This is a genomic window from Magnetococcales bacterium (genome assembly GCA_015231925.1).
Lineage (GTDB): Bacteria > Pseudomonadota > Magnetococcia > Magnetococcales > JADGAQ01 > JADGAQ01.
Map to the genome: position 1 here is coordinate 1 of JADGAQ010000250.1, position 4,893 is coordinate 4,893.

Consider the following 4,893-nt stretch of genomic DNA (forward strand, 5'->3'; position numbering starts at 1 on the left):
TTTCCTCGGGCGATTCGCTACGCACCGCCAGCCAGCCACGTCCACACCTCGGGGCTCCACCCCCCCGGACCCCCGTATTTCCGGTCAACCTTCCATGGATTCCAGATAGAGCCGATCCAACAAAACGAACAACCGGTCCTTGATCGCGTTGAACCGCACCATCCCCGCCTCGGCCTCGGCCTTCCGTCCGCCCTGCATCAAACCCACAACCTCCCGCGCCGCCTCATGCACCGCCAAATGAGCCTCCTCCACCTCCTTGAAAACCCCGAGCCCCCCGAAACGACTCATGCCCTCCCCGTAATACCACCTGCCCAAATCACACTCCCGCGCGGAAGAGACCTGCTCCGGCGTCAAGGCGGAACGCCCCCGGATGACATCCTCCAACTTGCGCAACCAGGCCAAATGCGCCCGCTTGATGTGCCGCAAATCGAACGGCTCCTCCCCCGCCCGCAAATGAGCCACCGCATCCACCAGCTTCTGCCCCGGCTCCACCCCCGTCTGAATGAGCAAACCCGTCTGCCGAATGGCCCCGTCGATGAACGACAAACCCTCCAGCATGGAGCGGATACGCTCCCCCGCTGCCTGCGCCGACTCATCCACCTCCCGAACGGCGGCCTCGCTCTCCAGCGAAATCTCCCGCATCTGCCGGGTATGCTCGACCATCTCCCCGGCTCGCTCCACAGCCCGCCCCACAAGGAAACCCACCTCCCCGGAAGCCTTGGAGGCATCCCCCGCCGAACGCGAAAGAGAGGCCGCCACCTCACGAGTGGCCTGATTCAACTCCACCATGTTGCGGCCCACATCCCCAACCGCCGCTTCCACCCGTTCCATGGCCCCGCGAATGCGATCAATCGACCGGGACTGGCCCACCACCCGCTCGGCGATGAGCTGGTTGGCCTCATCCACCTCTTCCATGCGCTGCGCACTCTCCTCCGCCGCCTGGGACACTTCCCGGGTCTTGGCCACGATCTCCCCGATCTGACTGGAGATCATCTGCGTGGCCTCCGCCGTCTTGCGGGCCAAATCCTTCACCTCGTTGGCCACCACCGCGAAACCCTTGCCCGCATCCCCCGCACCCGCCGCCTCGATGGCCGCATTCAAGGCCAGCATGTTGGTCTGATCGGCAATGGCGTTGATCACCTCCACCACCTTGCCGATCTCCCGGGTCATGCCGGTCAGCTCCTCCATGGTCGAAGAGACCTGATGCGCCTGACCCGATGCCAGCCGGCTCTGCTCCACCGCCCGTTCGCAACGCCCGCGAATGCCGGATACCGCCTTCTCCAACCCCTCCACGGAGTCGGTGATCTGCCCGACGGAGGTGGTCACCTCCTCCAGACTGGCCTGAACCGAAGCCGTGGTGCCCGAAATCTCCTCCGCCGCCGTAGCCATGGCGTTGACGTTTCCCGTCGCCGCCTCCACCCGGACAGCCACCTCCGCGACGCTGTCCGACAAGCCCCCCGAAACCGCCACCACCTCGTCCACCTTGGCCACCACCCGTTCCAGGGCGGTCAGAATGCCGCTCACCTGACCCGTCACCTCGGTCAACTCCCCGATCACCCCGGAAGCCAGACGCCGACTCTCCCCCGCATCCCCGGAAAGCCCCCCCCGCGCCTGCTCCAACTCCTCCATGCAGGCCGCCATGGTCTGGGATTGCAGACGCACCTGACACACCACCTCCCGCATGCGCATCGAGACGGTGTTGATGTCCGAAGCCACGTCGTCCAATTCGTTGGGCGAAGCCCCCACCGGCAAGGTCTGACGGAAATCACCGTTGGACATGGCCTCCAAACCCTGCTGCAGGCTGCCGATCTGACCCTGCATGCGGCGCGTCAGCCACACCATCCAGGCCACCATCAATGCGCCAACCACCCCGCCCATCCAGGCGGTACGCAACAGAGCCGACACCTTGGATTCCGCCACTTCCGTCATCAGGGCCACCGCCTGATTCATCTCCCGCAACAAACCGCCGCCTTCGGCCAGCAGCTTTTCCCGCAACTCCCCACGCAGACGCGGCTCGGCCTCCAGACGGGCGAACATGGCCTGCAGCGGCTGCCAAATCTGATCCACCCGTTGCAACTGAAGTTCGATCCGGTCATCGGGATGGGCCACCATGACGTTGCGCGGATCCTTGCGATCCAGGGTTGACGGTGCTTCGCCACCCTCCAGCAAAGCCTTCAGGGTGGTGCCGAAAGCCCATACCGAACCCTGCAACGCCTCCAACCGGTCGGCTTCGGGACGCAGATCGTACAGCAGCATCTCCTTGGTCATCTTCTGGGAAAGCATGCGCTGCCGCCCGGCCAGGTTGATGGTCACCCCATCGCGCTCCTGGGAGGAGGCCGTGTGCAATACCACCGACAAAGTCACCACGATGGCCCCGAAAAGCAGACCCGTTCCCAGCCACATGCTTGTCTTGATGTTCATATGGTTCAAGTTTTCCTTAAATGGCTATTCAGCGAAACCTGCCGGCAGCCTGAGGCAAATCTGTTTCCGGAGTGCAGCTTCAATCTCTCGGACAATATGCACGGACGTGAGGTGGATTCTACCGCTTCAGCTTTTCCCGGAGCAACATCTCTTCGGAAAGAAACCGAAGATGGCTCCCGGATCAGGCCGGAAGAACAACTGGACAACTTGGCATGCCTCAACTACCCTATCCACCAAAAGGTGGTGTCACGAAGACATTCTTTTCCTGACCAACTGCGCGCCCGAGAAAGTGCTGCCGATGTATCCGAGCGACTGGCCGGCCGATTGCCCCCCGAAAAACGCCGTGGATGCCCGCGGGGAATATTATCGCAGAGTGAAAAACAAGCCTCCAAGTGCGAACGATTTTCGCTCACCAAAAGAAGAAGGCACCTTTTTGAATGCAAAAGTACCAGAGTGTTCTCGAGTGGCTCTTTCTTTGGACAGTTCCCGTGAGACTCTGCAGAATCTAATCGACTTGAGATATCATGGATACCATATTGCCATGGCAACACTGCTCCCCGAGCATGGAAGAATCCTGGCAACTCCATCCAAAGGAAGCAAAACCCACACCTCCTGGTGGAAAACCCAGGAAACCTCTGCCGAGAAGCTCTTCAAATGCCCTCCATGAACAGGGATAACAACCGCTCCGATCTCGGGAAGGGTGACGCCTTCCCTTTCGCACATATCCTTGATCCGGTGGATATCCTATGCGAGCTGGATTTTCCGGAGACGTTCACCTTGCGCACGGCAGAGGACAACCTCTACCTGCTGCACTATTTACCCTCCGACGAAGAAACCGATTCAGTTCATCGCTTTCTGGCCTTTGGGGTAACTCCGGATTCGATCGAACGCCTCAAGTCGGATCGACAAACCCTTCATCAACTCATCCTGGAATCTTCCGGTTTTTATTACCTGGAGGCCGATGAATACGGCCGGATCCATCGATCCCAATGGTCGGAACGTCCCCTTGCGCCGGAACATCTGCCCAGGAAGCACGCCATGCTTCCAAACCGCTGGGGAACGATCCGCAGGCAGGACGGTCTCATCCTTCAGGTCAAATGGCCCGACGATGGCACGCAGTCGCATGGGCATCTCCTGGTATGGCTGAACGATACCCTGCTCTGGGGTCAGGATCCCCAGGATCCCTCCCGTCTGCAACCCGTCGCGGTGGACTGGATCGAGCTTCTGCGCTATCTGGGTGAGAACTGGACCGCCTTGTGCCTGAAGGAAGAGAGCCCGACCTTCGATTTGGCCGAGGCCATACCCCAAACCCCTCTCCCCTCCCTGACCTTGCTGCGCCGGGGCGACAACCTGTTGCTCTCCGCCGGGGATTCCCTCTCCTGGACCATGACGTTCACCTCCGGACTGGATCTCCTGGATCAACTTGGCGACTGGATACGGGATAATTTCACCAAAATGCGGGAGGATGACCGTACCCGATCCATCGTGGAGAGGTGGCGAAAACGTCGCGACAACCTGCCGCCGGAACAGGCCTGGGAACTCGCTTCCGGTGGGTGCCCCTCATCGAGCCTTGATGCGAACCTGTTGACTTTCATCAGAAAGCACCCCTGTCCCCCGCACCAACCCTCGAAGCAAAATCCATGGGCGGGCCTGGCCATGGCGGCCCGCATGGTGAAGGGAGAGTCCCTCTCTCCGGAGGCTTTGCAAAACCTGCTGCGGCGAATCCATCAGGCCAGCACCTCAGGCCCCAAAGCGAACCCTCTCCTGCAACGTTACAAACGCAACCTCGTCAAAGTCCTTCTGCCAAATCAGGCTCCTCACCAGCAAGGTGAGTTTGCCGCCAACTGGTTGCGTCGGGAATTGGGCAATCCCACCGGACCCGTGGATCTGAAAAAGCTCTTTTCACAACAACTCGACATCGAAACAACCGAGTACCTCTCCGAATCCCGCTTCGACGCCATCGCTGTTTGGGGAGGCTCTCGACGCCCGGTCATCTTCCTGAATCCAAACGGATCTCGCCATCCGGACGGTCTGCAAGTTACCCTGGCCCATGAACTGGCCCATATTCTCCTCGACAGCGAGGGTTCCCGTCCCGTAGGGGATTTCCGGCTTCAAGATATGCCGACACCACCGGACCAATCAGTGGAAGCCAGAGCCAACGCCTTCGCCGCCGAATTTCTGTTTCCCACCCACGTCGCGACAAGTTATGTGATATCTTTCAAGGCCAGCCCGAAAGAGACCATGAAGGCAATCAGTGATCGATTTGGGGTAAGCCATGAAACAGCGGCCTGGAAGTTACTGCATACGGGGCAGGTGGAATGGAAAGAGGTTTTTAAACATTTTAAGTCTAAGAATAGTTCTTATAAGAGTATAATAGATAGAATGTGAATAAAATCTCGCGCAATCGGAATAAACGGAAAGTCAAAGGACAGAACATTTCCTTTTTTTGATACTTTAAAGGCAACATATTGA

3 protein-coding genes are annotated in these 4,893 nt (G+C 59.4%); 2 read left to right on the plus strand and 1 reads right to left on the minus strand.

Annotated features, from left to right (window positions below; all coding sequences use genetic code 11):
• Positions 1 to 84 precede the first annotated feature (84 nt).
• Positions 85 to 2,421, minus strand: coding sequence for a type IV pili methyl-accepting chemotaxis transducer N-terminal domain-containing protein (locus HQL56_18135; protein MBF0311438.1), 2,337 nt, complete (start codon positions 2,419 to 2,421; stop codon positions 85 to 87).
• Positions 2,422 to 2,590: 169 nt separating this feature from the next.
• Here HQL56_18135 and HQL56_18140 point away from each other — a divergent pair, with 169 nt between their 5' ends.
• Both HQL56_18140 and HQL56_18145 read left to right on the plus strand, forming a co-directional pair.
• A complete protein-coding gene (locus tag HQL56_18140; GenBank protein MBF0311439.1) occupies positions 2,591 to 3,088 on the plus strand; it encodes a hypothetical protein in 498 nt (165 codons plus the stop codon).
• On the plus strand, positions 3,076 to 4,809 hold the full coding sequence (locus HQL56_18145; protein ID MBF0311440.1) for an ImmA/IrrE family metallo-endopeptidase: 1,734 nt from the start codon (positions 3,076 to 3,078) through the stop codon (positions 4,807 to 4,809). The genes HQL56_18140 and HQL56_18145 overlap by 13 nt, the downstream gene beginning before the upstream one ends.
• Positions 4,810 to 4,893: the final 84 nt, after the last annotated feature.